The sequence below is a fragment of the Pseudomonas sp. W2-17 genome (genome assembly GCF_041060445.1).
Taxonomy (GTDB): Bacteria; Pseudomonadota; Gammaproteobacteria; order Pseudomonadales; family Pseudomonadaceae; genus Aquipseudomonas.
Window position 1 is genome coordinate 165,588 of sequence record NZ_JAUFNS010000006.1, and the last position, 26,209, is coordinate 191,796.

The 26,209-nt window shown below is 53.4% G+C and carries 19 protein-coding genes and 5 pseudogenes; 7 read left to right on the top strand and 17 right to left on the bottom strand.

The genetic code is table 11. The annotated features are described in order from the left end of the window. Positions 1 to 74: 74 nt before the first annotated feature. The 15 genes and pseudogenes from QWI20_RS09705 to QWI20_RS09775 all read right to left on the bottom strand — a co-directional run bounded on the left by QWI20_RS09705 (position 75) and on the right by QWI20_RS09775 (position 19,292). The gene (locus tag QWI20_RS09705) at positions 75 to 704 is read right to left on the bottom strand and encodes a hypothetical protein (RefSeq protein WP_369305276.1); all 630 of its coding nucleotides are present in this window, start codon (positions 702 to 704) and stop codon (positions 75 to 77) included. After that, a pseudogene (locus tag QWI20_RS09710) lies at positions 705 to 2,304 on the bottom strand (RHS repeat-associated core domain-containing protein); the annotation flags it as partial. Between the two features lie 46 nt (positions 2,305 to 2,350). After that, a pseudogene (locus QWI20_RS09715) lies at positions 2,351 to 2,521 on the bottom strand (hypothetical protein); the annotation flags it as partial. Positions 2,522 to 2,809: 288 nt separating this feature from the next. Then, positions 2,810 to 3,253 (bottom strand): Imm26 family immunity protein, encoded by a 444-nt coding sequence (locus tag QWI20_RS09720; protein ID WP_369305277.1) that lies wholly within the window; start codon positions 3,251 to 3,253, stop codon positions 2,810 to 2,812. Between the two features lie 422 nt (positions 3,254 to 3,675). Further along, positions 3,676 to 5,512, bottom strand: a pseudogene (locus tag QWI20_RS09725) (RHS repeat domain-containing protein); the annotation flags it as partial. A 272-nt stretch (positions 5,513 to 5,784) separates the two neighbouring features. Further along, a complete protein-coding gene (locus tag QWI20_RS09730; RefSeq protein ID WP_369305278.1) occupies positions 5,785 to 6,255 on the bottom strand; it encodes an SMI1/KNR4 family protein in 471 nt (156 codons plus the stop codon). A gap of 9 nt (positions 6,256 to 6,264) precedes the next feature. After that, positions 6,265 to 6,624 carry an HNH/ENDO VII family nuclease gene (locus tag QWI20_RS09735; protein WP_369305413.1) on the bottom strand — a complete coding sequence of 120 codons (360 nt, stop codon included), beginning with the start codon at positions 6,622 to 6,624 and terminating at the stop codon, positions 6,265 to 6,267. Between the two features lie 9 nt (positions 6,625 to 6,633). Further along, positions 6,634 to 9,684, bottom strand: a pseudogene (locus QWI20_RS09740) (RHS repeat-associated core domain-containing protein); the annotation flags it as partial. A 274-nt stretch (positions 9,685 to 9,958) separates the two neighbouring features. Further along, on the bottom strand, positions 9,959 to 10,231 hold the full coding sequence (locus tag QWI20_RS09745; protein WP_369305279.1) for a hypothetical protein: 273 nt from the start codon (positions 10,229 to 10,231) through the stop codon (positions 9,959 to 9,961). Between the two features lie 8 nt (positions 10,232 to 10,239). Then, positions 10,240 to 14,493 carry an RHS repeat-associated core domain-containing protein gene (locus QWI20_RS09750; protein ID WP_369305280.1) on the bottom strand — a complete coding sequence of 1,418 codons (4,254 nt, stop codon included), beginning with the start codon at positions 14,491 to 14,493 and terminating at the stop codon, positions 10,240 to 10,242. Positions 14,494 to 14,495: 2 nt separating this feature from the next. Further along, positions 14,496 to 14,963, bottom strand: coding sequence for a DcrB-related protein (locus tag QWI20_RS09755; RefSeq protein WP_369305281.1), 468 nt, complete (start codon positions 14,961 to 14,963; stop codon positions 14,496 to 14,498). A gap of 35 nt (positions 14,964 to 14,998) precedes the next feature. Next, entirely contained in the window at positions 14,999 to 15,604 is a 606-nt protein-coding gene (locus QWI20_RS09760) for a hypothetical protein (protein WP_369305282.1), read from the bottom strand. Further along, complete coding sequence (tssI, locus tag QWI20_RS09765; RefSeq protein ID WP_369305283.1) at positions 15,601 to 17,448, bottom strand: type VI secretion system tip protein TssI/VgrG; 1,848 nt, start codon at positions 17,446 to 17,448, stop codon at positions 15,601 to 15,603. Before tssI ends, QWI20_RS09760 begins: the two co-directional genes overlap by 4 nt. A gap of 69 nt (positions 17,449 to 17,517) precedes the next feature. Continuing rightward, positions 17,518 to 18,198 (bottom strand): hypothetical protein, encoded by a 681-nt coding sequence (locus QWI20_RS09770; protein ID WP_369305284.1) that lies wholly within the window; start codon positions 18,196 to 18,198, stop codon positions 17,518 to 17,520. A gap of 47 nt (positions 18,199 to 18,245) precedes the next feature. Continuing rightward, positions 18,246 to 19,292, bottom strand: coding sequence for a hypothetical protein (locus QWI20_RS09775; RefSeq protein ID WP_369305285.1), 1,047 nt, complete (start codon positions 19,290 to 19,292; stop codon positions 18,246 to 18,248). A gap of 972 nt (positions 19,293 to 20,264) precedes the next feature. On the opposite strand from QWI20_RS09775, the pseudogene QWI20_RS09780 reads away from it, so the two are divergent. The 5 genes and pseudogenes from QWI20_RS09780 to QWI20_RS09800 all read left to right on the top strand — a co-directional run. Further along, positions 20,265 to 20,527: pseudogene (locus tag QWI20_RS09780) on the top strand (hypothetical protein); the annotation flags it as partial. Position 20,528: 1 nt separating this feature from the next. Beyond that, positions 20,529 to 20,753 carry a hypothetical protein gene (locus QWI20_RS09785; RefSeq protein WP_369305286.1) on the top strand — a complete coding sequence of 75 codons (225 nt, stop codon included), beginning with the start codon at positions 20,529 to 20,531 and terminating at the stop codon, positions 20,751 to 20,753. 142 nt (positions 20,754 to 20,895) lie between these two features. After that, positions 20,896 to 21,297: a hypothetical protein gene (locus tag QWI20_RS09790; RefSeq protein WP_369305287.1), complete on the top strand. Its 402-nt coding sequence runs from the start codon at positions 20,896 to 20,898 to the stop codon at positions 21,295 to 21,297. Between the two features lie 546 nt (positions 21,298 to 21,843). Continuing rightward, positions 21,844 to 22,770 (top strand): hypothetical protein, encoded by a 927-nt coding sequence (locus tag QWI20_RS09795; RefSeq protein WP_369305288.1) that lies wholly within the window; start codon positions 21,844 to 21,846, stop codon positions 22,768 to 22,770. Beyond that, on the top strand, positions 22,767 to 23,051 hold the full coding sequence (locus tag QWI20_RS09800) for a hypothetical protein (RefSeq protein ID WP_369305289.1): 285 nt from the start codon (positions 22,767 to 22,769) through the stop codon (positions 23,049 to 23,051). The genes QWI20_RS09795 and QWI20_RS09800 overlap by 4 nt, the downstream gene beginning before the upstream one ends. A 311-nt stretch (positions 23,052 to 23,362) precedes the next feature. Here QWI20_RS09800 and QWI20_RS09805 read toward each other — a convergent pair whose 3' ends face one another. Both QWI20_RS09805 and QWI20_RS09810 read right to left on the bottom strand, forming a co-directional pair. Next, a complete protein-coding gene (locus tag QWI20_RS09805) occupies positions 23,363 to 24,094 on the bottom strand; it encodes a hypothetical protein (RefSeq protein ID WP_369305290.1) in 732 nt (243 codons plus the stop codon). A 554-nt stretch (positions 24,095 to 24,648) separates the two neighbouring features. After that, complete coding sequence (locus tag QWI20_RS09810) at positions 24,649 to 25,377, bottom strand: hypothetical protein (RefSeq protein WP_369305291.1); 729 nt, start codon at positions 25,375 to 25,377, stop codon at positions 24,649 to 24,651. Positions 25,378 to 25,576: 199 nt separating this feature from the next. Between QWI20_RS09810 and QWI20_RS09815 the strand changes: the two genes are divergently transcribed. Further along, entirely contained in the window at positions 25,577 to 25,840 is a 264-nt protein-coding gene (locus QWI20_RS09815; RefSeq protein ID WP_369305292.1) for a hypothetical protein, read from the top strand. Positions 25,841 to 25,872: 32 nt separating this feature from the next. Continuing rightward, positions 25,873 to 26,208, top strand: coding sequence for an immunity protein Tsi6 family protein (locus tag QWI20_RS09820; protein ID WP_369305293.1), 336 nt, complete (start codon positions 25,873 to 25,875; stop codon positions 26,206 to 26,208). The last annotated feature ends 1 nt before the right edge of the window (position 26,209 follow it).

The window sequence follows — 26,209 nt, forward strand, 5'->3', positions numbered from 1 at the left end:
CGTGGCGAGCTGAATTCTCACGGAGCAGCGGATCATGAATGCATAAACGAGTCGTTAATTTATTAAAATTTACTTTAACCCCTCAATTCACTCCATGGGTCATAGATGAACTTTTCGTCAATAGGTATAAATTTAAGACCCTTAAGCCCTTTTTGTAGAGATTCATCAACGAATCTTTGGCTACATGCATGCTCCATTAACTCTGAGCACCAGAAGAAATCCTTATCCAGACCACTTCGAACTGAAAACTTTTTGATCCAGTTATAACAATGCGCTCCAGGATAAAATTTGTTGACAGCAACCTCTCCAGTGGAGAGATTTCTCTCTAGTGAAAACTCTGACTTCTCCTCATCCAGCAACGAAGCCCACTCTGCTGCCAAATAGAAAAAATAATCTTTACTTGGCTTTCCACCATTAGCCAGACGCACTTCAACAGGAACTTCTCTATATTTAACACCTAGAAACTCACAGACCTCGATAAACTTATGAGAAACAAAGCCTCTAGGCGATCCAATATAGTCAAAATCCAAATCCACATCTTCTAAGTCAGTGCACTGAAAAATATGCGTGTTCTTGATCACGTACTTGTCCGGATCCGGATCATAAGCCTCCCATTCCCAGTCACAATTCTCTTCCCCAGCCAAATAGATAGGGCAACCACTAGAACCGCCTGCATATTCTACTATGTAAAATTCGTGACCCATCTACTTTAATCCCCCTGTGATTGCATTAACCGCATATTTTCCGCTCTCTAAGCCCTCCCGAGCTATTCGTTGGATGTTACCAATACCCAGCGCAAGCTGGGTATCACTTAATGCGCCCCGTCCAAACAGCTTGTTTAGCTTATCTAATTCCGGGCGAATGGCTGCGGTATATTCTTTATGACTTGTCCAGTGGCCCGGTAGATCGAGAATCTTTGCAAGCGACGGATTGTCAGGTAGAAACATGCCATTCGACGGCCCGTCGTTTCTGAAACCGATGCTTTTCAATTTGGAGAACATACCGGCGTAGAGTTTATCCTTCATTAACTGCTCCGGGATCAGATGGTGATTCGCCATATCATCACCAACTTTATGCCCCATCGCTTGACCGAGCTTTGTAGAACACAGTCCCAAAACGTCTACCTCGCCCAGCGGGCTTAGTACGTACTGGTAGAGATTTATGCCCCCTAGTAGCCCTATCGGATCTTGTGTGATGAACCGCCCAACCTCCGGGTCGTAATACCTGAACGTGTTGTAGTGCAGCCCCGTTTCATCGTCAAAGTACTGACCCTGAAACCGCAGATTTTGCTCAACTTCACTCACGGCCAACGACTCTATCTCACCCCACGCCTTATACGTCGCCTGCCAGACAATGCTGCCATCTGCGTTAGTCATTTCCAGCGGCGTGCCGAGCTGGTCGGTATGGTAAAAGTAAAGCGTCCGCTCTGCCTCACCTTCGTTTTGGTCGACACGTGCTAGCGGCGCGTAGCTTCCAGGCTCGTAGATATAAAGGCTGCTCTGCCACGGTGTTTCTTCGCGCAGCATCCGCAGGCCTTGCCAGAGAAAAAGCTTGTGCTCGGTTTTCCCCGCAATCTCAGACGTCTTCCCAACCCTACGACCCAAACTGTCATACCGATACGTGCCAACGCTGTGCATCTGGCTGTTAACCATCGTCTCCGCGCGCACGAGCCGGTCTTCACAGTCGTAGGTGAACGTCTGCAGCTTGGATAAGCCCGACCGCTTCTCAATCAGGTTGCCCCAGGGATCATAGGTATATTCCTGATCACGCCATTGCTTGATGCGGTTATCTTTGACCTGATCAAACTGGCTGGTATTGAAGTTCAGCCGGTTGGCCACAGCGTCGTATCTGAACTCTTCGCTGTCCACCAGTCGCCCGGTATCCCGGCGGTGGAGCTGGCCGTTGGCCTCATATTCGTATTTGATCTCACCGCGCAGTTTGTCGAGCGTGCGGGCCAGTTCGCCTGCCGGATCGTATTCATATCGCCGATGAATCGGGTTGTACGCATGATCGACCAGCAGCGAAGTGTTGATGCCTGGGTTCTGGATCTGCGACAGCTTGTCCGCCGGTAGCGTCGACGCAAACTGCCATCTCTTGCGCCCCATCGCGTCATAACCGAAACAACTGGTTAGCTTGCCTTGGGACCGATAGACCTCCCGATGCAGGTCATCGCGCTCCATGTCACGGATGAGCAGACCGTCGAGGTTCAGTTGGTGCAGACGACCGCTGCCGTAGTTAGAGGTGATTGAGATGTTGGCCAGTCGGCGAGGTCAGCGTAGTCAGGTTGCTGAGCGGATCGTATTTCGTGGGAGTAAGTACGAGACCACTCAATAGCCATAATTCCCGGAAGAACGAAGTCTGTTTCGCCTGGATTAAGCGGAAGCTTGCGGCCGGTCGTGATGTCGACCGGATTGCCGATAATATCGACTAAGACTTTTCGACTGCCGGCCGATTTCGTAAATGCCCGCGAAGCAGATGGTGGAGAAGGTAGCGCCGAAGCATGACGCGAGGAGCCCTGCAGTCTCCAACCCTTGCGCCAACCCCCGCTTGGCCACCGACACCAACGCTTTGCCCATCGATGCGACGATCATCAGTATGTCGGCAATGACGCGAAGCCAACCTAAGAATTCATCATCAATGTTAAGGTACCAAACCGTGCCGCACTCGATAAACCCTTGCTTGAGCCACCTAAAATCTTGACACCGCAGGTCAGCCTGTGGTCGTGCTATGACGAGTACTGGTTCCTGCCCAATAACCCCGCTGAAAACTGATCGTTACCTTATTAAAAAGCTTACCGGTCGTTCGACGATCAGTACTGATTTAAATAGTTCTCGACCAACACATACCCGGCGACCCCCATAAGCAAATAATTTTTATACTCCTCACCCGATAGCTTTCTCACAAACTCGCCACAAAGATATAAATCCCCTGCCATATTGAACTCTAAATTCACCAGCCTTTGATCTTTTATAGGGCCACTTCCAATTATTGGCCACTCTCCAGAAAGAAGTTTATCTACGGCAGTAAAAATCACCTTGAAAGTTCCCCTATGATTCTGAAAACTCAAATAGCTTATTTCTTCAGGAATATGCTTTTTATCTCCCACGGACAAAACACAGAACGCGAAAACTCTCTTGAAAGTTGGATCTGAGTTATTTTTTCCTATCCAGATCGCCTGACAGATAGCCTGTCTCCCGTCAGACATCGGTATCGTGAAATAATCACCACTATTTACTGCCTGCTTGAGCTTCATAATCCCATGTCCTTAATTTGTTTCAATGCGTCAGATAGCACCTTGCCCCCCCAATCGGAGCTATGTCCTGCTACATCATATCTTACAGAGTTAGGGTTAGCCGGCCTATAGGACCTGATTTCATTAAGAAGATTCGTTGCAAAGTTAGTAGATTTAGCCCCACCATTAAGATCCATGATTTGTTGCTCAAGAAACTTGGCCTCAGCCTTTGTCAAATTATTATTAAAAATAATATGCTGCTCTGAATGAGACTTACCATCAGTAGCCGCATGTATAGCCAAACGCGACTTGGCATCACCACGACCAACATATTTTATTACACCCTTATCAGTTAGCACATAAAGCCCCTGGCCGTTAACGGGATCGTACTTGGCGCCAGTACCGCCTGCACTACGCTGTGATGGCTTCCCCATACACGGAGTAAGCCCTAACGGATCAACCCATGCAATCGTATTGCTTGCATATTGATAAAGATTCCAGCCACCAGCCAAACCAATCGGATCCTGCGTTATAAACCGTCCCACTTCCGGATCAAAATACCTGAACGTGTTGTAGTGCAGACCCGTCTCCTCGTCGAAGTACTGACCTTGGAAACGCAGGTTCTGCTCCACCTCACCCACGGCAAGCGATTCAACTTTGCCCCACGCCTTATAGGTTGACTGCCAAACAATCTGGCCGTACACATCCGTCATCTCCAGCGGCGTGCCGATCTGGTCGGTGTGGAAGTAGTAAAGCTTTTTCTCCTCTTCGCCTTCGTTTAGGTCCACTCTCGCCAGAGGCGCGTAGTTGCCAGGCTCGTAGATATAAAGGCTGTTCTGCCAAGGCGTTTCCTCACGGAGCATCCGCAGGCCTTGCCAGAGGAAATGCTTGTGCTCGGTTCGCCCTTCAATCTCGGACGTCTTGCCAACCCGACGACCCAGGCTGTCATACCGGTACGTACCGACGCTGTGCACCTGGCTGTTAACCATCGTCTCCGCACGCACAAGCCGGTTTTCGCAGTTGTAGGTGAACGTCTGCAGCTTATTTAGCCCGGACCGCTTTTCAATCAGGTTGCCCCAAGCGTCATAGGTATATTCCTGATCGCGCCATTGCTTGATGCGGTTGTCCTTCACCCGCGGGTTTCAGCTCCAGCTCGGTGGTCTGACCCAGTGCGTCAGTGACCGAAACCAGCTGCAGGCGCTCGTTGTAATGGTACGTGGTGCACTTTCCAGAGCAGTCCTGAAACTTCTCAACCTGTGCGTGGTTGTTCCACCAGATGAATTTCGACTTGTGGTTGGCATCGATGATGGTGTGTACCAAACCGTCATCGTTGTGGAAATACTCGGTGCGCTGGTCTAGCGCGTCGTATTCCTCTATCAGGTTTCCCTTGTTGTCGTAATGGCCCTTCCAGGTACTCCCGTCGGGATAGCTGACCTGCTTGACCATTGAGGTCAGATGGTGATGTTGATAGCGCGTGCTGCGACCCAGCGGGTCCACCTCCTCGATCAGGCGCGAGTACTCGTCGTATTTGAGTGTCAGCTGGTTGCCGCCGGGCAGCGTCAAGCCGACGATGTTGCCGAAGTCATCGAGCGTAATTGCGTACTCTTCACCACCGAAGTCGCGACTAGCGGTGACGCGGCGATCGGCGTTGTAGTGAACCCGCGCCTCGCGACCCAGTACGTCTGTGACGCGGGTGGTGCGCGCCTTGAAGTCGTAGTCAAAATTGAAATGTTCGCCGTCGCTGGTCCAGTGCTCGACAACACGCGGCTGGCCGTCAATGGTTTCCCAGCGGTATTCGCAGGCGAGGCCGAGCGCGGTGCTGTGCCGCGTCATAACGCCATCGGTGTAGCTGAAATAACGCAGAGTGTCGCCGTTGCGATTACTGACCTGGCTCAACTGGCCGTTGTCGTCGTAGTGATAAGTGACCAAAGTTTCGAGCGCTTGGTCACCGACGATACGTTTGACCTCGGTGAGGCGACCGAGTGGGTGGTTGTAGTGCAAATGCACGCGCAGGCGCCGTTGGCGCTGAAGGCTCGATGTCGACAAAGGGCACGCTGCAGCCCTGGTTGTCGGTGAGTTAAAAAAAGCTGCACTGCGGTGCATGCTTTGCTCCCACGGCAGGACCCATCCGCGACCTAGCACGCTGTCCAAGGCCAGGTCGCTTGCTTTGAAGCGGGACCACCCGATTGGCATCAGGCCCGGCAACACAAAATCGGTTTTGCCTGAGTCCAGCAGTAGCTTGCGGCCTGTTGTGAGATCGACGGGATTGCCAACCAGCCCCGAAGACCGTCCCGAGCGCAGGCCAGTGACGAAGCTGGCTGCGAGATAGCTGCTTACGTTTGAAATGGCCGCATCTTGGCAGCCGGTGACTGGCTAGCTGAAATCTAAGCGCACCGACGCTGTGAGCCGAACTAGTCGGTCCGCTTAGGCACAATAATTCACCTTAGGTAATCCCCCCTGAACCGTCGCTATCCTAACCTGGCGTTAGGGCTCGTCGATCACAGATTCCAAGTGTCAAAAGACACTGCCGGCGGTAAACGTAGCCCCAATAGTTAAAGCTCCGCTATTGCGGTGCGAATAGTGTCGCAAAAAAACGCCTCAAAACTTTCGTACATAACCTCTTTGGCACCATCTCGCTTAAAAGACAGCTCCGTCAACACCACTACCGCCTCGCCCGACGGGCTAAGCTGAGAAGTATCGATAGAGAATATAGGCCCGTAACCCGACGCTTTAACAACTATCATAGCTGAATCCGCATCTCCTCTGTCTCGTGCCGTCTTCGTCGCGAACAACACGCTGGGAACCGCAGTAGCTTCGAGCCCGCTTTTTGTAATACCGTAATATGTATCGCCGGCAAAAGACATCGCACCAAATTTTTTGAGGAACAGCTTATAGGACACAGGAAATTCAACCCCGAGTGCGGCTTCAAACGCAGCAATAACCTCATCAGTAGCACCTCCCACAAACGCAGCTTCTTCACCACTCAGCTTTATTTCACTTTCAATAGCATCAACGTAAGTCATCCTCACCTCTCAAAAATCTAATGAACGTTCTTTCCAATAACTTTTCTTCCAAGTGTTGAAAGGGCCACGATTCATACTTTGCGGCGCGCTGTTATAAACACGCCGCAGGCCGTCCGGTCCCACCCAACTTTTGTCCCATTGATTGGAATAAATGTGTAGCACCCTGTCATTTTTAGAATGGAAGCTGCTCAAAACCTCTGCCACGGACCCAGGCTCATCTTGAGTTAAGTGATGCAGATTCACCTCCATGCCATCTTTTCCTATCGGGGCATCGCCTTTTCGCATCCGTTGGAGGTTCGTTCTTCCCGCGTCGTCGACGCCATGAGGATCAAATATATCATTCCTCTGATAAACCTTCCTGCCGGCCACATTTTTTGGGCTCCAGCATGCCCAACCTAAGGGATCCACCCACCCAGTTGCATTGGGCGCGTAAGCGTAAAAATTTTTACCGCCAGACAACCCAATCGGATCCTGGGTGATAAACCGCCCAACTTCCGGGTCGTAATACCTAAATGTGTTGTAGTGAAGACCCGTTTCGTCATCAAAGTACTGACCCTGAAACCGCAGATTCTGCTCAATTTCACTCACGGCCAACGATTCGACTTCACCCCAAGCCTTGTAAGTCGCCTGCCACACGATCTGGCCGTCGACATCCGTCATCTCGAGCGGCGTGCCAATCTGGTCGGTATGGAAGTAGTAAAGCGTCTGCTCTGCCTCACCTTCGCTCTGGTCAACCCGGGCAAGTGGCGCGTAGCTTCCTGGCTCGTAAATATAGAGGCTGCTCTGCCACGGTGTTTCTTCGCGCAGCATCTGCAGGCCTTGCCAGAGAAAGTGCTTGTGCTCAGTCTGGCCATCAATTTCGGACGTCTTGCCAACCCGACGACCCAAACTGTCGTACCGATACGTGCCCACGCTGTGCACCTGGCTGTTGACCATCGTTTCCGCACGCACAAGCCGGTTTTCGCAGTCGTAGGTGAACGTCTGCAGCTTGGTTAACCCCGACCGTTTTTCAATCAGGTTGCCCCAAGCGTCATAGGTATATTCCTGATCACGCCATTGCTTGATGCGGTTGTCTTTAACCTGATCAAACTGGCTGGTGTTGAAGTTCAGGCGGTTGGCGGCAGCGTCGTATCGGAAATCTTCGCTATCGACGAGTTTGCCCGTGTTACGGCTATGCAACTGGCCGTTCGCTTCATATTCGTACTTGATCTCACCAGGCAGCTTGTCCAGCGTCCGGACTAGTTCACCCGCTGGATCGTACTCATATCGCCGATGAATCGGGTTGTACGCATGATCGACCAGCAGCGAAGTGTTGATGCCTGGGTTCTGGATCTGCGACAGCTTTTCAGCCGGAATAGTGGACGCAAACTGCCAGCTCTTGCGTCCCATGGCGTCATAGCCAAAGCAACTGGTCAGCTTGCCCTGCGATCGATAGACCTCACGATGCAGATCATCGCGCTCCATGTCACTGATGAGCAGACCATCGAGGTTGAGTTGGTGCAGGTGGCCGCTGCCGTAGTACAGGTGGTTGAGGTGCTGGCCAGTCGGCAATGTCAGCGTGGTCAAGTTGCTGAGCGGATCGTATTCGTAGGCCAACGCCCCTTGCGGCGTCGTTTCTTTTACCAAGCGACCCAGCAGGTCATAACTGAAGTCGAGGGTCTCTTCCTCAACGCCCAGCTTCTTGCCAATGCTTGAAGGCAGCCGGTGAATGCTGAGCAACCGGTCTGCCTCGTCGTAACTGTAATCCTGCCGCGCATCCTGATTGACCTTGGCCAGCAATCGGCCAATCACATCACGCTCAAACTCCGTACTGCGTTGCGGCCGCTCGGCCCTATCGCCGTAGCCGATTTCATCCAACCGCGTCAGATGCCCACCCACGTTGTAGATGAATCGACGCGTCAAATTGTCGATGCGTTTCTCTTCGATCAGTCGATCCGATACATCGTAGGCAAACTCATAAGCCGCATTGTTTTCGTTGACCAGTGCCGTCAGCCGAATCGCTTTGTCGTACTCATAACGAATACGCTGGCCATTGGCATCTTGTCGGCTAGAAGGCAGACCGCGTGCAGTACGTAGCAGCCGCGTGGTCTGACCCTTGCCATCGGTGTGCGTGAGCACCTGGCCCAGGGCGTTGTAGATAAACGATTCGGCAGTCCCATCCGGATGCTCGATGCGCACCACTTCGCCGTCGGGTTTGCGCTCAAGCAGTGTCGTCTGATTCAACGCGTCGGTGACAGCGATCAGATGGGACCGATCGTCATAGCTATAAAAGGTGCTTTTCCCTGAACAGTCCTGAAACCGCTCAACCTGCGCCAAGCCATTCCACCACAGGTATTTCGATTTGTAGGTCGCATCGATAATCGTGTGCGGCAGACCATCTTCGCTGTTGAGGTACTCGGTCTTGTGGCCCATCGGATCGGTTTCAGCGATCAGGTTGCCCTTTTCGTCGTAACGGGCTTTCCAGACGCTGCCGTCCGGGAAGGCGGTTTAGGTGATCAAGGTGGTACTGAGGTGATAGCTGTAGGTGATGCTTCGACCGAGCGGGTCGGTCTCTTCGATCAGGCGCGAAAAATCGTCGTACTTGAATGTCAGACGATTCCCGTCCGGCAGGCTGATACCGGTCGTGTTTCCCGCTTCATCCAGATCGATGCCGTAACGTTCGCCGCCGAAGTCGCGGCTGGCAATGACCCGTTTGTCCTCGTTGTACTGCACTTCGAGCTCGCGGCCGAGGACGTCGACGGCCCAGGACGTTCTGCTCTTAAAGTCGTAACGGAAATGAAAGTGTTCGCCATCACTGGTCCAGTGCTCAACCACCCGCGGCTGGCCATTAATGGTTTCCCAACGGTAGTTGCAGCTCAGACCCAATGCGTTGCTGTGACTGACCATCACGCCTTCGGCGTAGCTGAACCGGCGCATGGAATCGCCATTGCGATTGATGACTTCGATGAGCTGACCGTTGTCGTCGTAGCGATACTGGACAAGGGTTTCCACAGCCAGGTTGTCGACGATGCGTTTGACGTCGGTCAGGCGGCCAAGCGGGTTGTCGTGATGCAGGTGGATCCGCACGCCGCCCGGCGCGCTGATGTCGGTGAGCGTTCCTTCGACCGTGCGGGTGAAATGAAGGTAATGACCCAGCGCATTTTCCAGACGCTGCAACGGCACCGAGGTGTTGTCGTCCGGCACTTCGCCGAAGTAGAAAAACACGTTGTCGAGCGTTTGCAGCAGGTAATGCCCACCCAGGGTACGGACCAGATGAATCTGCTCGTAGGGGTTGTAGATGCGCTCGCCGGACTCAATGTCGACAAAGGGCACGCTGCGGCCCTGATTGTCGGTGAGGTAAACAAAGCTGCCCCTGCGGCGCAGGCTCTGTTCCCACGGCAAGACCCAACCCTGGCCAAGCACGCTTTCGACCGTCAGGTCGCTGGCATATCCTACGCGGCATGTGCAGGCCTTGTAAAAGAAATGCTTGCGCTCAGCTTGCCCTTAAAACTCAGACGTCTTTACAACTCTGGACTCCAGGCCGTTATACCGGTGCGTGCAAACGCTCGCATTGGGAGTGGCGATGAGCGGGTACCTGCAAAAACAACCGTTAGCGAAGAGGAGGATTTACTACAATTATCGAGCGTCAACCTAACGTGCGAGAGTTTCGCTTTATGTGACACTCGACCCCGTTCACGCTTCCACTCCACCTAGCGAACCGAGCTTAGGGCTTCTTACCAATAATTTTCTGCAATTCCTTTTGCGCCAGATCCATTTTTCCCAGCACTGGATTTTCATAGTCGCTGTAAATCTCAAGATACGCACGCGGAGAACCCCCCATCAAATCGGTTAGACTTTTTCCATGCCTTAAAGAATCGAGATTTTTTTCGTAACTTACAATTATCGACCCCAACGAAGTCTCACAACGAAAGGATTCGATATTTTTTAGTTCCTCAATTATTTCCACAATCAGCGCAGCTAGTTCATCTTTACTCATGAAAGGCCTCACAAAGAGCCAACATCTCTAACACCCACGATCCAAGAGCTGGGCCAATTTTGCGGCATCAGAATCTGATCTGCACCACCTTTGAAAATCGTGCCAGATTTAGTCATTTGAGGAGCAACCGAGCCAATATTAAGAGTGGTACCCTTTGGTATCAGTATCATTGCTTCAAATTCACGAGTGTTTTTCCACTCGGGCAATAACGCATTGTCGATTTTTGCTTGAATCCTAGAAGATGCGGGGGAAGTAGAAACGAATGCCCCTCCCGACTTAGCGTTACCACCATACACGCGGTACACATAAATATCTTTAGTAGTAACTACCGTTTGATACTTACCGTCCGTAAAAGACTCAGCCACCCAGCTCGGTAAGTTTGCTTTTTCGGTAGGAGTGTACTTACCATTCAAACCTTCACAGCTTAAGCCCAGCGGGTCCCCCCATACGACTGGATTAACGCTATAACTATATAGATTGCGCCCCCCCGCCAGCCCAATCGGATCCTGCGTTATGAACCGACCCACCTCCGGATCGTAGTACCTGAAAGTGTTGTAATGCAGCCCGGTCTCGTCGTCGAAGTATTGACCCTGAAACCGCAGGTTCTGCTCAACCTCACTCACGGCCAGAGCTTCGACTTCGCCCCACGCCTTGTACGTCGACTGCCACACGATCTGGCCATCCACATCCGTCATTTCAAGCGGCGTGCCGATCTGATCGGTGTGGAAGTAGTAAAGCTTCTGCTGTTCCTCACCTTCACCCTGGTCGACTCGGGCAAGTGGGGCGTAGCTGCCCGGCTCGTAAATGTAAAGGCTGCTCTGTCCCGGCGACTCCTCGCGCAGCATCCGCAAGCCTTGCCAGAGGAACTGCTTGTGCTCGATTCGCCCTTGAATCTCAGACGTCTTGCCGACCCGACGACCCAAGCTGTCATACCGGTACGTGCCAACGCTATGCGTCTGGCTGTTGAACATTGTCTCCGCACGCACAAGTCGGTTTTCGCAGTCGTAGGTAAACGTCTGCAGCTTGGTTAACCCAGACCGCTTTTCAATCAGGTTACCCCAAGCGTCGTAGGTGTATTCCTGATCGCGCCATTGCTTGATGCGGTTGTCTTTCACTTGATCAAACTGGCTGGTATTGAAGTTCAGCCGGTTGGCCGCAGCGTCGTAGCGGAACTCTTCGCTGTCGACTAGTTTGCCGGTGTCACGGCTGTGCAATTGGCCGTTGGCTTCGTATTCGTATTTGATCTCACCGCGCAGTTTGTCGAGCGTGCGGGTCAGTTCACCTGCTGGGTCGTATTCATAGCGCCGGTGAATCGGGTTGTACGCATGATCCACCAGCAGCGAAGTGTTGATGCCTGGGTTCTGGATCTGCGACAACTTGTCCGCAGGCAACGTCGAGGCAAACTGCCAACTCTTGCGACCCATCGGGTCATAGCCAAAGCAACTGGTGAGTTTGCCTTGGGACCGATAGACCTCGCGATGCAAGTCATCGCGCTCCATGTCGCTGACGAGCAGACCGTCAAGGTTCAGTTGGTGCAGGTGGCCGCTGCCGTAATACAGATGATTTAGATGTTGGCCAGTCGGCAACGTCAGCGTGGTCAGGTTGCTTAGCGGATCGTATTCGTAGGCAAGCGCACCTTGCGGTGTGGTCTCTTTGACCAAGCGACCCAACATGTCATAACTGAAGTCGAGGGTCTCTTGGTCAACGCCCAGCTTCTTGCCAATGCTTGAAGGCTGGCGGTGAATGCTGAGCAACCGATCCGCTTCGTCGTAACTGTAATCCTGCCGCGCATCCTGATTGACCTTGGCTAGCAACCGCCCAATCACATCCCGTTCAAACTCGGTGCTGCGTTGCGGCCGCTCTGCCCGTTCGCCGTAGCCGATTTCATCCAACCGCGTCAGATGCCCGCCCAGGTTGTAGTTGAATCTGCGGGTCAGGTTGTCGATCCGTTTCTCTTTGATCAGTCGATCAGACGCATCGTAGGCAAACTCATAAGCCGCATTGTTTTCGTTGACCAGTGCACTCAGCCGAATCGCTTTGTCGTACTCGTAACGAATGCGCTGCCCCTTCGCATCCTGTCGGCTAGAAGGGAGCCCGCGTGCCGTACGCAACAGCCTTGTGGTCTGGCCTTTGCCATCAGTGTGCGTAAGGACTTGGCCGAGGGCGTTGTAGGTAAACGATTCGGACGTTCCATCCGGGTGCTCGATGCGCACCACTTCGCCGTCGGGTTTGCGCTCAAGCCGTGTCGTCTGATTCAGCGCATCAGTGACAGCAATCAGATGGGAGCGATCGTCATAGGTGTAGAAGGTGCTTTTGCCCGAGCAATCCTGAAACCGCTCAACCTGCGCCAAACCATTCCACCAGAGATATTTCGACTTGTAGGTCGCATCAATAATCGTGTGCGGCAGGCCATCCTCGCTGTTGAGGTACTCGGTCTTGTGGCCCATCGGATCGGTTTCGGCGATCAGGTTGCCTTTGTCATCGTAACGGGCTTTCCAGACACTGCCGTCCTGGAAGGCGGTTTCGGTGATCAAGGTGGTACTGAGGTGGTAGCTGTAAGTGATGCTTCGACCAAGCGGGTCGGTCTCTTCGATCAGCCGCGAAAAATCATCGTACTTGAACGTCAGACGATTCCCGTCCGGCAGGCTGATGCCGGTCGTGTTTCCCGCTTCATCCAGATCGATGCCGTAACGCTCACCGCCGAAGTCGCGGCTGGCAATGACCCGTTTGTCCTCGTTGTAACGCACTTCGAGTTCGCGCCCGAGGACGTCGACCGCCCACGAAATTCTGTTCTTGAAGTCATAACGAAAATGAAAGTGTTCGCCATCGCTGGTCCAGTGCTCAACCACCCGCGGCTGGCCATCAATGGTTTCCCAACGATAGTTGCAGCTCAGACCCAATGCGTTGCTGTGACTGACCATCACGCCTTCGGCGTACCTGAACCGGCGCATGCAATCGCCATTGCGATTGATCACTTCGATGAGCTGGCCGTTGTCGTCGTAGCGGTACTGGACGAGGGTTTCAACGGCCAGGTTGTCGACGATGCGTTTGACGTCGCTCAGGCGGCCCAGCGGGTTGTCGTAATGCAGGTGAATCCGCACGCCGCCCGGCGCGCTGATGTCGGTGAGCGTGCCTTCGACCGTGCGGGTGAAATGCAGGTAGTGACCCAGCGCATTTTCCAGACGCTGCAGCGGCACCGAGGTGTTGTCGTCCGGCACTTCGCCGAAGTAGAAAAACACGTTGTCCAGAGTTTGCAGCAGGTAGTGGCCGCCTTGGGTGCGGACGAGATGAATCTGCTCGTAGGGGTTGTAGATGCGCTCGCCGGGCTCGATGTCGACAAAGGGCACGCTGCGGCCCTGGTTGTCGGTGAGGTAAACGAAGCTGCCGCTGCGGCGCAGGCTCTGCTCCCACGGCAAGACCCAACCCTGACCCAGCACGCTGTCGACGGTCAGGTCGCTGGCGTAAAAGCGGGACCATTCAATCGGCATAAGGCCGGGCAGCACGAAATCGGTTTCGCCTGAATCCAGCAACAATTTGCGGCCGGTGGTGAGGTCGACGGGGTTGCCGATAAAACCGCCCAGGACTTTCCCGACTGCCGGGCCAATGATGTAGGTGCCCGTGAGGTAGCTGGCGGCAACGGTAGCACCAAAGCGCAGCGCGCACGGCCCTGCAGCCTTCAACCCTTGCGTCAACCCCAGCTTGGCGACTGATACCAGCGCTTTGCCCATCGACGCCACGATCATCAGCACGTCCACAACAACGCGAAGCCAACCCGGAATTTCGTCGTCGATGTGGAGGTATTGAACCGTGCCGCCCCCGATGAACACATCGTCCGAGCCGCCTGAAATCCGTGCACCACAGGTCAGCCTGTCATCCTTGCGCGCTGCAGCCACGCTGTTGATGAAGACGTTGGATGAACCCTCGGCGACCTGTACAGGCGCAGGATGCTTTTCGCACCGGCCGAGGCTGAGCTCGACATGCGCGGCATTGCGGTTGTTGATGTACACATCGGTAGAGCAGCCGGGGAGCTGGATCTCCCCGGCTGGCGAGCTGAACATCTTGCCGAAATACTCCCCCAAAGCCGGCAGCGCGCTGGCGAGAAGCCCCAGAGCGATGGGCATCAGGAAAGCAGCGGTGCCTCCCGAGCACACCATGGTGGCGGCATAAGCGGCAATCGCCAAACCGACGACTGCGCCTGCCAGAAACCCGGCCAGGGCGCCGGTGTGTTCAATTTCGTCGTTCCATCGAGCGGCTTCGAACATGGTTATTCCTGCTCGGGAGTTTCGGCAGGGAAATCCTGGGTTTGCCGGGGTTGGAAGCTGGCGAGCAGTTGCAGCCAGCTTTCAGTTTGTGCGGCGCTGAAGTCTGTCTGGCTGGTGGTGGAAAACACCAGAATGCGACCTGGCTGAATTTCAAATCCGGCCTGACGCTGGTAATAAGGTCGACCGCCATCCATGTAGTAGCCATCGATCTGGATACCGGCCAACGGCTGTTGCGCAGACAACGTGGCGGGCTTCTTTCCCAGAGAGGTGTAGCCGCGCAGTTTTGAAGCAATCAGTTTGATCTGACGATCGATGTAAGTATTCAGGTCTTCCGCAGGGAGCATGTTGTCACGGGAGACGGTGACGTTCAGCGGCGCGGGAATCGTGGTGCCGAGCACGAACATGTTGACCGTGCGGTCCTGAAAGCCTTCCGGCAGTACGATCGATCCTTCCTGAAGCTGATAGTCCATTGGAGGCGTGTTCCATAAGTAATAAGAAAAAGATTTCAGCAGGCGGCGATGCGGCACAGCATTTCGTCGAACTCGATCAGCCAGTTGGCAAATGCGGGTTGGTCGGGATTGATCACCGTCGACACGCTGAACCACTGACGCTCGTTACCATCGGCAGGCGCAATAATTGCGCTGATTGCTCGACCGTGTCGACGCTCTTGCCCCACCTTGAAAGCGTAATCCAGTGACACTGCTGGGCTGCCTGCCAGCAGGCAATCATTCTGGCGGACGACAGTGACGTCGCTGTGGTGCTTACGCAGATTGTCAACGTAAAGCTCGGTGGATCGCAGCAGCGTCAAACCCTCCGGCGCAGGTCGACGTTTCGCGCTGAACGTGACCGGGTGGCCTTCTCGCTCTAGCGTCATGTCGAGATCCCGAAATGCCAGGAGGTGGGGCATCACCAAGGCCAGCCCGGCAATCTTCAGCTCATTGCGCGAGGGTTGCAGCGGCAACACGGGCGCGGGCTCATGTGTGATCGCAATCGCCGCCACAGCGGCAGCCTGCTCGGCTTCCTCGCGAGCAAGCGCCTCTGCTGCCAAGCGCTTCTCCGAGATGCGGTCGTACATGCTGGTGCGGGTGCCTGGAATCGACGAGTTTCTCATTTGTTGATATCGACCCGTTTGCCGTGAACGAAGGTGTCGTTCTTTCCGAAGATATCGACCGAATCGCTGGTGATCTCGATACGGCCATCTGTGATCTTGATGCTGCTGGATCCCACCTGAAGGATGATGTGTGTCTGCGCACTGATCTGGACGAACTGCTTGTCGACCTGAATCGTCAACGAGCCGTCCTGAACATTCATCACCGTGTCTTTCTTGATTACTTCTGTGTGAGTGCCGTTGACGGCTATCTCGCGATTGCCGCCCACCTTATGGGTTTCATCCAGCTCGATCTCGGTGTCCATGTTGCGCTCGGCGTGCATGATGATCTGCTCGGCGCCGGACTTGTCCTCGAAACGGAAGAAGTTCGCCGTACCGCCATGGCCCTTGGTCGAGCGAGTCAGGAAACCACTCTGGGTCTTGTTCGCCGGCAACGACCACGGCGGGGTGTTCTTGCTGTTATAGACGCTGCCCATGATCAACGGGCGGTCCGGATTGCCATCTAGAAAAACCACAACCACTTCGTCACCCACACGCGGGATCTGGATGCTGCCGAAACCACCACTGGCGCCGGACTGGGCAACGCGGACCCAGCAGGAGCTTTTGTCGTCGAATTGACCGTAGCGGTCCCAGTGGAATTGCACCTTCACTCGGCCAAGCTCGTCGGTGTAGATCTCTTCGCCGGGCGGGCCGACGATGATGGCGGTCTGAGGGCCGGAAATCGCAGGTTTGAGTAGCTCCATCTGCGGTCGGAACTTGATCTTTTTCCGCACACAATAAAACTTGTTGGCATACCCAGCCTGACCGCCTGTGGTGTAGTTATTACTGCCATGATGTTCAATGCTCATCAGTAGAAACTGTCTGTCCTCGGGGGAGCCCGCGTCGTGCTCATAATGCTGAGTCATCTCGAACGTGTAACCAGGCCGCATCGCTCGACAATTACTGATTCCTAAAAACGTTTTGCCTTTGAGCTCCAACGCCTCAATCCTATTTCGCACCAATAGCTCCCCATCCTCATGAGTGCCATGTGTGTACTGCCCCATGTAATCGAAGATCTCATAGGAAGGTACATCGCCTTGTTGGTTGAGGCTGTTCATCGTAACCGGGATACGGTTTGCGGGCTGACGGTAGTCAAAGGTTTGCACTGAAATCTTCGCAGCCTGGAACTCACGGGCTGAACTCCACTGGGTAATGGAGTCGGAGGTCTCGGTGACCGAGGCGGTATGGAAGCGTACCTGCGGCTGTTCGGGGAGCGGCGTTAGCGAACTGGAGTCATCCATAATTATAAGCGTGTGGCTATCAGCGGTATGTTCAAAGTAAAAGAACAGCCCTTCTTGCTCTAGCAGTCGCATAACAAAATGACTGTCGCTCTCGCGGTATTGCGTAATGTAGCTATGAGGCTTAAGCGTGCGCCTCACGCGGAACTCGTACTTGGCCAGTCCCTCGTAGCGACTGAAGACCTTTCGGATTACCTGCTCTACTGTCTGGTCCTGATAGACCTGCGAATCGTAACGTTGCGCAATCAGGCTCAGCCACGATCCCACGTACGCGGAATATCGCGACATACCACCATCACTGCCGTTGTTGCCGAAGCTCAACACGTGACCATTGATATATCGGCTGCCACCGGTCGCGAGCTCAATCTCAATGGTTGCAGCCTGACCAATCGCCGACTTGAGTTTTACACTGGCGTCGTCGGAAATGAGCTCGAGCTTGAAGCCGAAATCCGTCGACAGCCCTTCGCTGCCTGCAAAGGACTCCAGTAACAACTCCTGACCGCCTTTCAGGGCCATGGTCAGCTTGAAAAGGCGTCTGTTCTGTGCAGTAAACAGTGACGAGAGGTCCATCGTTTCAACTACTCCTTAAATCGGGAACAAGCGATCAGGCGTGAACCTGCGCACTGTAATCGTCGTCAATCAGGCACCCGGCAAGTTGCTTCGAGAAACAACCCACTTGAACAACCTACTTATCCACCAGCGGCTGCGTGCTTCACGTATTTCGTCGATTCGCTTGAAGGTGAACGGAACTGGCATGGACTTCTCCCTAGAACGGAGGGTGCGCAGGCCGCTAATCGCATCACGTTCATAAAGCATAAGGGCCACGCAGCCAAAAAAGACACCCAACACAGCGACGGCGCTAGAGGTCAGTGATGATACAGAATTAATTAAAAGAGCTGATGCCACAGTGCCGACACCTGCAATAAGGCCGGGACTGTAATCGCTACTTCGCATAGCGACACGTGAAACCTTGTTCCCATCGGTTTGAAAAGGAAAGCCCTTACGACGAGAAAAATAGACGAATGCGTAAATCAATGCCATCAACGCCACGAGCCCTATATTTGCAATGGTGGCTTGGGATTTCGAAGCGTGCAAGTCTACGACAAGCGTGACATGAGCAAGACCCGCCGCCGCAACCCCAAACGAGAATACAAATGACGAAAACATGCCGAGCGTGAAAGAAGTGAAACTTTCACACCAGTAAATCATATAGAGTGTATATAAAAATGATAAAACAACGAAGCCAAAATATAGCCAACTACATTCAGGAAAATTAGCAGGACCAAACGCACCTGCGCCCACGACAAACAGAAAGGTCAATATGGGACCTCGTTTAATTGTACGCGGGTCTGGATCATACATCGTATTCATTGAGTCAGGTAACTCCCCATCTTTGTACTAATTAGATAATCCCCGATCGCCTTGTCAATATTGTAGTGAGATATAGCTTTTTGGATCAAAAGACCGGCAACGGTCGATAACGTGATAACCACAAACAGCGGCGCAGCCGTACCTGCGAGAAAGCCTATCAAAAGCCCAGTACCCCATCCCGCCAGAAAAGATAAAACATTGGTAGGCTGGTTGTAGGCAGTCTTCTTCCAGAATTCCGCTTTGGTTTTTGCACTCGCCCAATCAAGATAGCCTTGAGGGCCAACAGCAAGAACCATACCAAGGGTATTGCCGGACAAAAAGCGGAGAGTTCCTCGTGCAGCATCGCCATGCAAATGCGCCGTCTGATTCAACGACGCATTGGCATTGGCTAACGGAATGTGTGTGACCGACTTCCCAACCTCACCTAAGATCTTGTAATCCTGTGCGGCAGCAGTGACCGGTATTTCAAAGAACAGATCTCCGTTCTGGCTTATTATTTTAATAGCGCCTTTAAATGTCTTGCTTGCAGATTGTGCACCCGGCGTACCCCTGCTCTTCGCCCACGACTTAAGCTTTGATTTCTGGTCCTCGGTCAAATCAAGAAGATCGGAGACTTTATTTGATTTTTTTAGCGCCAGAACAGCACCAGAGATACTAGCAATACTCCCAGGCAAGTTGCCCGGCGAAAACATCAGAGGCCCGACTTCCGGGATACTTTCCGCAGCCGCTTGCAAGGCTTGCAATGCCTCTACGGAGATGGTTGCAGCTGATTGCAGCTTTACCAATAACTGCCGAAGCATGACTACCGCGCTTTCAACTTCGGCGGGACTCATCTGCTGATCGGGGGAGGAAAGCTGATAAACCAAAAACAACGCGGCTGTGTAGTCGTTGGCAGGGTATCGTCCCGCAACATTCGAAGGCCGCATGTAGAAATTCATCGCGGATTCACCTGCAAAGCCCTGCTGACCGCGGCCAAGGAGACCAGGTTGCCGAATATCACACCGCAAGGTGGCTGAGGTAGAAGGCATCAAGAGATTGGTCATGGTTGAACTTCCAATGTTCGTAGGGTGCGGGAGGCGTCACCAAGAACCCGTCGCAAGCGAAGTCCCGAGTATTCTTGGCTATCTAACACGCCATTATTGATGGATGCACAGATGGCCGCGAGCGAAGCGGGCCGATGTAGCGACAGGTGCGCCGAACCCGTCCAGATCGGAGAGTTTAGTGTACTCTTGGAGGGGAGCGCCCCGGCAAGATCCATCATTATCAAAATCTCCTTTTAGGCACGGGGTAGAACGCTACCGCCATGCTCAGCAACAACAGGTTACGAGCCAACAAAAGGGCCAGAGCCCTTGTTGCATCGTCGCTAACGGGTCGATGACGCGCCACCGGGCGCGTTCGCCAACTGCCGTGGGGGCATTCCTACAATCACGTAGGACCCGAGCTACAGACGCTTCTTTAAAACAACAGTCTCGGAATCGACGGTCGGGTCCGCGCGCATGTGCGCAATCGGCAGCACCGCTATCTGGTTCCGGGTAAAAATTCAATCGCTGGACACTGCGACCGCGCTGCAATGCGAAAGTGCCACCAGGCACTGGAATTCGCCAACGACATCACATTCTCAGAATCGTTACAGATGTTTCACAGCGGCAAAGGAGACACTTATGCGCCTCCCGCTGTCAACCCGGTGAATCGATTTTGCGGAGCGTCGCGCAACATGGTGGATCCCGTTTGAAATTTCTTAACCGTCGGGTGAATGTCTCGAAGTGCCCGTAATCACAGGCGCTTGCCGGGGGCTATAGGCATCAGCTGGTTGAGAGACGGTGCTCTGCCATCATTGCCGAGTGTGAAAAAACTGAGAAAAATACGCATCGCCGGAAATTAAATCGTACGTTAGCGGTCGATAGCGGACTTGACGTCTACTGCTGGCGACGTGCTAGCCATAACGATCAGCCGCATCAGACACATTAATCGGGACGCTGTACAGCGCTTCCCCCTCAAGGACTGTGATGTGCAAAATGGACCTATTAGCCAATGTGCCAAGCTGGGATGACATCGAGCGAAACATCGACGAACAGTTCAATTCCTCAACCAAGGCGTCAGCAGCGGCTTGCAGAGCGCGCACGACGGTTGGGACGGTATGAGCTGCCGAGCCAGCAGCGGCAGCCAAGCTTACGGCTACATGGGTGGAGCCCGTATCGATCACGTTCGGCATGCAATGGCCCTCACCTACCCGACCATGCAGAGCGACCTCCCCCTCAAGGGGGCGTCGATCAACCTCAATGGACATCACTAAGGGGGAACGCTTTGCAAAAGAAGATGTTTACGTAGATTACCCATTCGAGGACGTCACTTATCGATGGGATCACGCTTCCCAGCAGGCATTTGTGCGGTTCTATGGAGAGCAGGAAAGCCGCGAGCCCGTTCCGCACGAGAACCGTCTTTTCAATGACGCTCTTCGCTACGGTGATGAGATGACTAAAGCTGAGTACGATCGAGGTAAGTAAGTCAACGGCACGCGGAATGGTTCACAGTAATCGCCGTTGTGAGCCACGAGTCATCCTGTGCCTGATTCACAATACAGACCTCCATGCAGAAAGATTTACGCCTGAATCACCAATCGTGTAAACGACAACAAGGAACGTTATTTTGACCCGCTTAATCCGATGCTTGATTGCCTCAGCGATAGCCTTCTGCTGCATAACACCGACCTACGCTCAGGACAGTGAGCAAGCGCTTGAAGCCGTGATTGCCGAGCAGCAGAAACAGCTTCCCATCATGCTCGACCCTATGACCCGCATCGACAATATCAGCTATGCCGATCACACCGTGCTCTACAAGATCACGCTTTCTGCTTATGCAAATCGCCCAGGTGAACGGGTGTACTACGAAAGTTACCTGACTCAACAGATCCAGAAGGCGCTGTGCAGCCAGACTGCCTATTTGCTAATGCTAGCGCTGGGAAACAAGATCACTTACAGCTACTCCAGCAGCCAGGCCGAGCCTATTACTGAAATCACCTTCGGACCAGGGACTTGCCGGGAAACGTAGCCTGTAATCTCTGGTAGTTGAGTTGAGCTGGCGTAATCGGATCAGGGCCTCTGGGATGACAAATAGCATTTCGATAAGCGCGACGATGAACCGCATGTCCGCGTTGCTACGCGCCGGGAATAAATACGAATGGGCTGAGCGTCTCGATCAGTATCGAGCAGATCTACCCCACGGCTACGACTTCGCACTCTCGCAAATAATCGGACTGTATGGAGGAATGGGGTCCCTGACCGACATCGTTTTGTACTGTAACGGACAGCCCTTGATCGACGAAAACAATGAGTTCGCCGAATTGCGCACCCGGTTATATGAGCTCTGCATGCAACATTAGCTGTCTCTGTACCCCATCGCTGTCGCATCCGCCGCCGACCAGCAAGGTTGGGGAGCAGCTCAACAAAACAGCATGGGCACAGGAAGCGTTGCTAGTAATCACGCCGGGCATGCCATGAATCCAGCTACACCGCTCCACTCTCTAGAAAAAGCACCACCTGCCCTGCCCCGCGCCTAAGGCCGCGCACCCATTCAAAGACAAGGACGCAAACACTCATGGAATCAAATAACTCCCACACTTCTTCCGACACCGGTGAGCTGATCGCAACGTTCCACCAGGGCAAGGCCTTTTTGATTTTCGGCCTGATATTGGCCGTTGTATTTTTGGGCCTCGCCGCGTTCGTCTTCTATCTGTCCACGATTGTGCCGATGGGCGATCACGGCCCGGTGACTCTCCAGACGTCCCGCGGCATGACCCTCAATTTCTCAGGCGAACACAAAGTGTTTAGTTTCACCATAGGCTTATTGGCCACTATCGGGCTATGCCTATTGGCTACCACCGCTTGGCAGAAGAAGCTGCGTAATACCCATTACGAAGTTTATGGGAATGGCATCGTGCGCATCACTAAAGACCAGCGCGACTACACGGCGTTTGCCGAGATAGAGGACTTGTACCTGTTCAGCTCCGGGCAAACTGTATTGACGGGCCTGATCACAAACCTGGCCTATCGCCGCAATGCCTCAGAACCCTTTCATCGAGTGGTCGATACATTGAAAGGCTTCCAGGTATTTCAGGAGCTGGTCCGTGACTTACACGTACGGGCGCGGCTGCCGGCCGTGGCGGAAGCGCTGGAGTCGGGCCGCTCGGTCACCTTCAACTGCATCAGTTCAAAGCAGGTCTGGGGCAAGCGAGTGACCGGCAACTTCCTCAAAGTCACTACGGCGCCGATTGTTGTGCACAGCGACTTCCTCGAGTACCAAGGCAACAAAGTGCCGATGTCGTCGCTGCGAACGGTGGATCTAGGCACTTGGACCGAAAACGTGGTGATCAAGGACGAAAACGGCAAAGCCGTATTGTCGACCATCGCCACCGGTATCCTGAGCCATGACCTGTTCCTCAATACACTCAATATCGTATTGGGGGTTGAAGAGCGGGGACGCGAGCCAGCGTCCAATGTCTTCGAACTGAACAGCCAACGATGATCTATCGCGGCGCGGGCTGGATGACTCTGTTAACACCACTGGCCATGGTTCTGTTACTGAGCTGGTTGTTGATGGACCCCAGCGCTAAATCCAGTGATTTATCGCTCATGCAATTCTTGCTGGCAGTGGGTATTGGTTCAGCCATCAACGTTGTCCTGGGCTTTGTGTTGAATCGCGAGCTTCACCCCGCTGGTGTTCGCCACCACTTCTTTTTCATACCGATGCAGTGGCCGGCGCTGTTGATCATGCTTGCCTGCGCAGTGGTCGCCTTACTGAAATAAGCTCACCGACCGCTCGGCAAGGGCGGTCTGGTTTCGGCTTGTTCAAGGCTTACACGTTAGGTGGTGTATGTGTCGCCGTCTTCCAGATAAAGGTTGCTCCGGTAAATCGAGACAGCGCCTTTGACGCATGCCCATCGATAGATGGGGCGAACCACATAGACCCCTTCTGCTACGCGACTGGCCTCGCGCCCTGTCCTGCCGAACCAAATTCCTAGTGAATGACGTCAATCAACATCGTGCTGGCTTCGTCGCTTAACCAGCTTATGAATCAGTGACGCCTAACAACCCATTACACCAAGCTGACTTGGTCTTCAATCATCCTGTGATTTTCTCCAAGACCGAACCAGTCTAGCCAATCTACTGATCCACCAGCGATTGCGTGCTTGGCGAATTTCGTCGATTTCCATAAACGTGTAGGGCACTGATGAGGATTTTTCTTTGATGCTTAAGGTGCGCAACGCTCTAACTGAATGACGCAGATGGTAGAGAATCACTAAAGCGCAGGTAGTTAGAACGACCGCACCAACAACTCCCGCCGCAGGGATCCCAAAAAAATGGACGAAGATACTCGCAGCCAGTGTGGACGTACCAGCCAACAACGCACCAGGATATCTTGCTGACTTAGCCTGACTAACCCTCGGCACCACCCTCACCTTATTTCCGCTGTATTCAAATGGGTGAAACGACGGCTTTGTATGCGCGATTAGAGAATAAGTCAAAAGTACCAAAGCCATGGGTAACAAGCCCGCAATAAATACCGCGGCACTTGCCGGGTCCCACACGTCGGCAGCGGAAGCGTAAGCGGCACTGCCTGCTAGTATGATCAAGAAGCTCAGCACACTGGCTAGGACTGACCACAAATAAAATGTAAACCTCTCACAAAAATAGATCAGGTAGAGAAACCAGCTGAGTTTCAAGAAAAAAACCAGAATATAGGCTGGCCAGAAGAGCGGAACCGCAGAAAGCCCGATAGCCATGGAAAAGACAAGTGCGATAAACGAGACCCAAGCACCGTGCTTGAGATAATTGGAGTCCAAAATCATCAGCCAGTATCCCTTTCAGCGCTTCAACGCATTCTTTATCGGTTTGCCTCAACCCATGGATCAATAAATACTCCAACCCAACCCATACCCTCAAGCACAGACTTTGATTTGCTAGAGATCCTGCGTCGGTCGACAGCGCGCACCTCGGCGGTTTCGGATTGGCAGAGCCTGGACGCGATCAGCTGTACGTTCTGCGGCGCGAGAAACGATGCGAGGTCCATGATCATGTAAATCTCCTTTACCCCTTGGGTGAACACGCGAAGAGACAATTCAGCGTGCGCAGAATCACCATTAATCATGCACCTGGTCACTGGTGCCGGGAACTAATCCACTTGAACAATCTACTGATCCACCAACGGCTGCGGGCTTTACGGATCTCGTCGATTCGCTTGAAGGTGAATGAAGCAGGCATGGACTTCTCCCGAGAACGGAGGGTGCGCAGGCCGCTAATCGCATCACGTTCATAAAGCATGAGGGCAACGCAGCAAAAAAAGACGCCTAACACAGCGACGCGAGATACCCACCAAACCAAGTCGAGACGAATCATCGAGCAATCAGTCATCCTGCGACGCCCTCAAAGACGCGATCGACGTGAACCATCTGCCCAAATACCAACGCCTCCGCGCTTCGCGGATTTGGTCAATTTGCATGAACGTGTAGGGCGTAGGCATTGATTTTTCTTGAAGGCGGAGCGCGCGTAGCCCTCTGATGATGTGGCGAGCGTGAAACAACGCGGCGATGCAAAACGCCTGCAGTCCAACCATAGCGACCATTGCGGCAGTTAAATGGCCAAGTGAATTTATAGTAATACTTGCCGCCAAGGTTGTAGCTCCGGCAACTAACACGGGATTATACGAGGCAGGTGATCGCTGCCTATCCTGATACCTCGGCTGGACTTTTAGCCCGTTATATTCGAACGGATGAAAGGATGACCTGCCTCTGGCCAGTGCATAGTAGGTCAGCAGCGTGATACCAACCGGCGCGCACCCTAGCAATAAGGGCAGAAGACCCTCTTTGCCCCAGATGCTTCCTGCAGTGAGATACGCGACCGAGCAGACTGGTAAACAAAACGCGCCTAAAAACGCCACCACCAGCGAGATCATATAAACGGTAAATTTCTCACAGAAATAAACCAGGTAGAGGGTCCACAGAATCGCCAGCAGCGCCACCACGAGGTACAGATGCCAGAAATATTCAAGATTTGATGGACCTAGGGCCATCATGGATAAAAGGAATGTTAGAAATGTCCAACTGACCTTCTTGAGATTATGCGCATCAATCATTACCGTTCCCTAGCCCATAAGCACATACATTCATCGTCGATCACTGACGGTTGACCAGACAAAAACTCGACCTCATTCGCACCGCCTTGCTCAACGACAACCAACCTGCGTAAAGCTTTGCGCAGCGAGCTTTACCAAATATTGCATAATGAGGCAGCGCTAAAGCTGCTTTAGCAAGCAAACTGGAGCCCTCCGAACGATGACATTCAGCGACACTTACGTAAACCGCGAAGAAATGTTCTCCCTGGGAGTTGAAGAAACCTCAGGCCGGTTCTACGTATCGTTTCCGGTAAGCAGCGGCTTAGCAGATTACGAAGAATACTACGCAATAGACCAAGAGATGTTCGAACGCTTCCAGCACGATCTCGCCTCAGCGCTTAAATTCGTCAACCGTTGCCGCCGGAGGGAGATGGACGAATTGCTGATGCAAAAGCCAGGCTGGAACCGAGGCAGCGCGATCTAGGAAACGCCGCCGCAACTCAGGGAAACGAGCAGTTGAAAAAAGCCATCGACTACATCGACGAAGCCATTGCGATCACGCGCCTGAGGGAGGCATCGTGTCCAGCGTTCCCCCTTTACGCAAGCGCGCTGATCCAACTCGACTTCATCAGAAACATCTTGCTGGGCACCGAAAAAGACAAGAGCCGTCTGCACAAATTGACCATTGGCGCGTGGGCCGGGAAGGAGTTCGAGGAGACGGATCCGGAGCTTGCCCATGCACTCGGCATCGCTTACTACATCGGCAGCCAGATCGGTCGCGGTTTAAAAATTAAGCTCCCCGACGGCCAGCCCCTGGAAAGCCTCCGCCCATCTCCCCCATCTCAGGAGTGAA

Bases quoted from the DNA above. Each gene is read 5' to 3' on its own strand.
- QWI20_RS09705 (WP_369305276.1), bottom strand. From the start codon at position 704: ATGGGTCACGAATTTTACATAGTAGAATATGCAGGCGGTTCTAGTGGT.
- QWI20_RS09720 (WP_369305277.1), bottom strand. From the start codon at position 3,253: ATGAAGCTCAAGCAGGCAGTAAATAGTGGTGATTATTTCACGATACCG.
- QWI20_RS09730 (WP_369305278.1), bottom strand. From the start codon at position 6,255: ATGACTTACGTTGATGCTATTGAAAGTGAAATAAAGCTGAGTGGTGAA.
- QWI20_RS09745 (WP_369305279.1), bottom strand. From the start codon at position 10,231: ATGAGTAAAGATGAACTAGCTGCGCTGATTGTGGAAATAATTGAGGAA.
- QWI20_RS09750 (WP_369305280.1), bottom strand. From the start codon at position 14,493: ATGTTCGAAGCCGCTCGATGGAACGACGAAATTGAACACACCGGCGCC.
- QWI20_RS09755 (WP_369305281.1), bottom strand. From the start codon at position 14,963: ATGGACTATCAGCTTCAGGAAGGATCGATCGTACTGCCGGAAGGCTTT.
- QWI20_RS09760 (WP_369305282.1), bottom strand. From the start codon at position 15,604: ATGAGAAACTCGTCGATTCCAGGCACCCGCACCAGCATGTACGACCGC.
- tssI (WP_369305283.1), bottom strand. From the start codon at position 17,448: ATGGACCTCTCGTCACTGTTTACTGCACAGAACAGACGCCTTTTCAAG.
- QWI20_RS09775 (WP_369305285.1), bottom strand. From the start codon at position 19,292: ATGACCAATCTCTTGATGCCTTCTACCTCAGCCACCTTGCGGTGTGAT.
- QWI20_RS09785 (WP_369305286.1), top strand. From the start codon at position 20,529: ATGGACATCACTAAGGGGGAACGCTTTGCAAAAGAAGATGTTTACGTA.
- QWI20_RS09795 (WP_369305288.1), top strand. From the start codon at position 21,844: ATGGAATCAAATAACTCCCACACTTCTTCCGACACCGGTGAGCTGATC.
- QWI20_RS09800 (WP_369305289.1), top strand. From the start codon at position 22,767: ATGATCTATCGCGGCGCGGGCTGGATGACTCTGTTAACACCACTGGCC.
- QWI20_RS09805 (WP_369305290.1), bottom strand. From the start codon at position 24,094: ATGATTTTGGACTCCAATTATCTCAAGCACGGTGCTTGGGTCTCGTTT.
- QWI20_RS09810 (WP_369305291.1), bottom strand. From the start codon at position 25,377: ATGATTGATGCGCATAATCTCAAGAAGGTCAGTTGGACATTTCTAACA.
- QWI20_RS09815 (WP_369305292.1), top strand. From the start codon at position 25,577: ATGACATTCAGCGACACTTACGTAAACCGCGAAGAAATGTTCTCCCTG.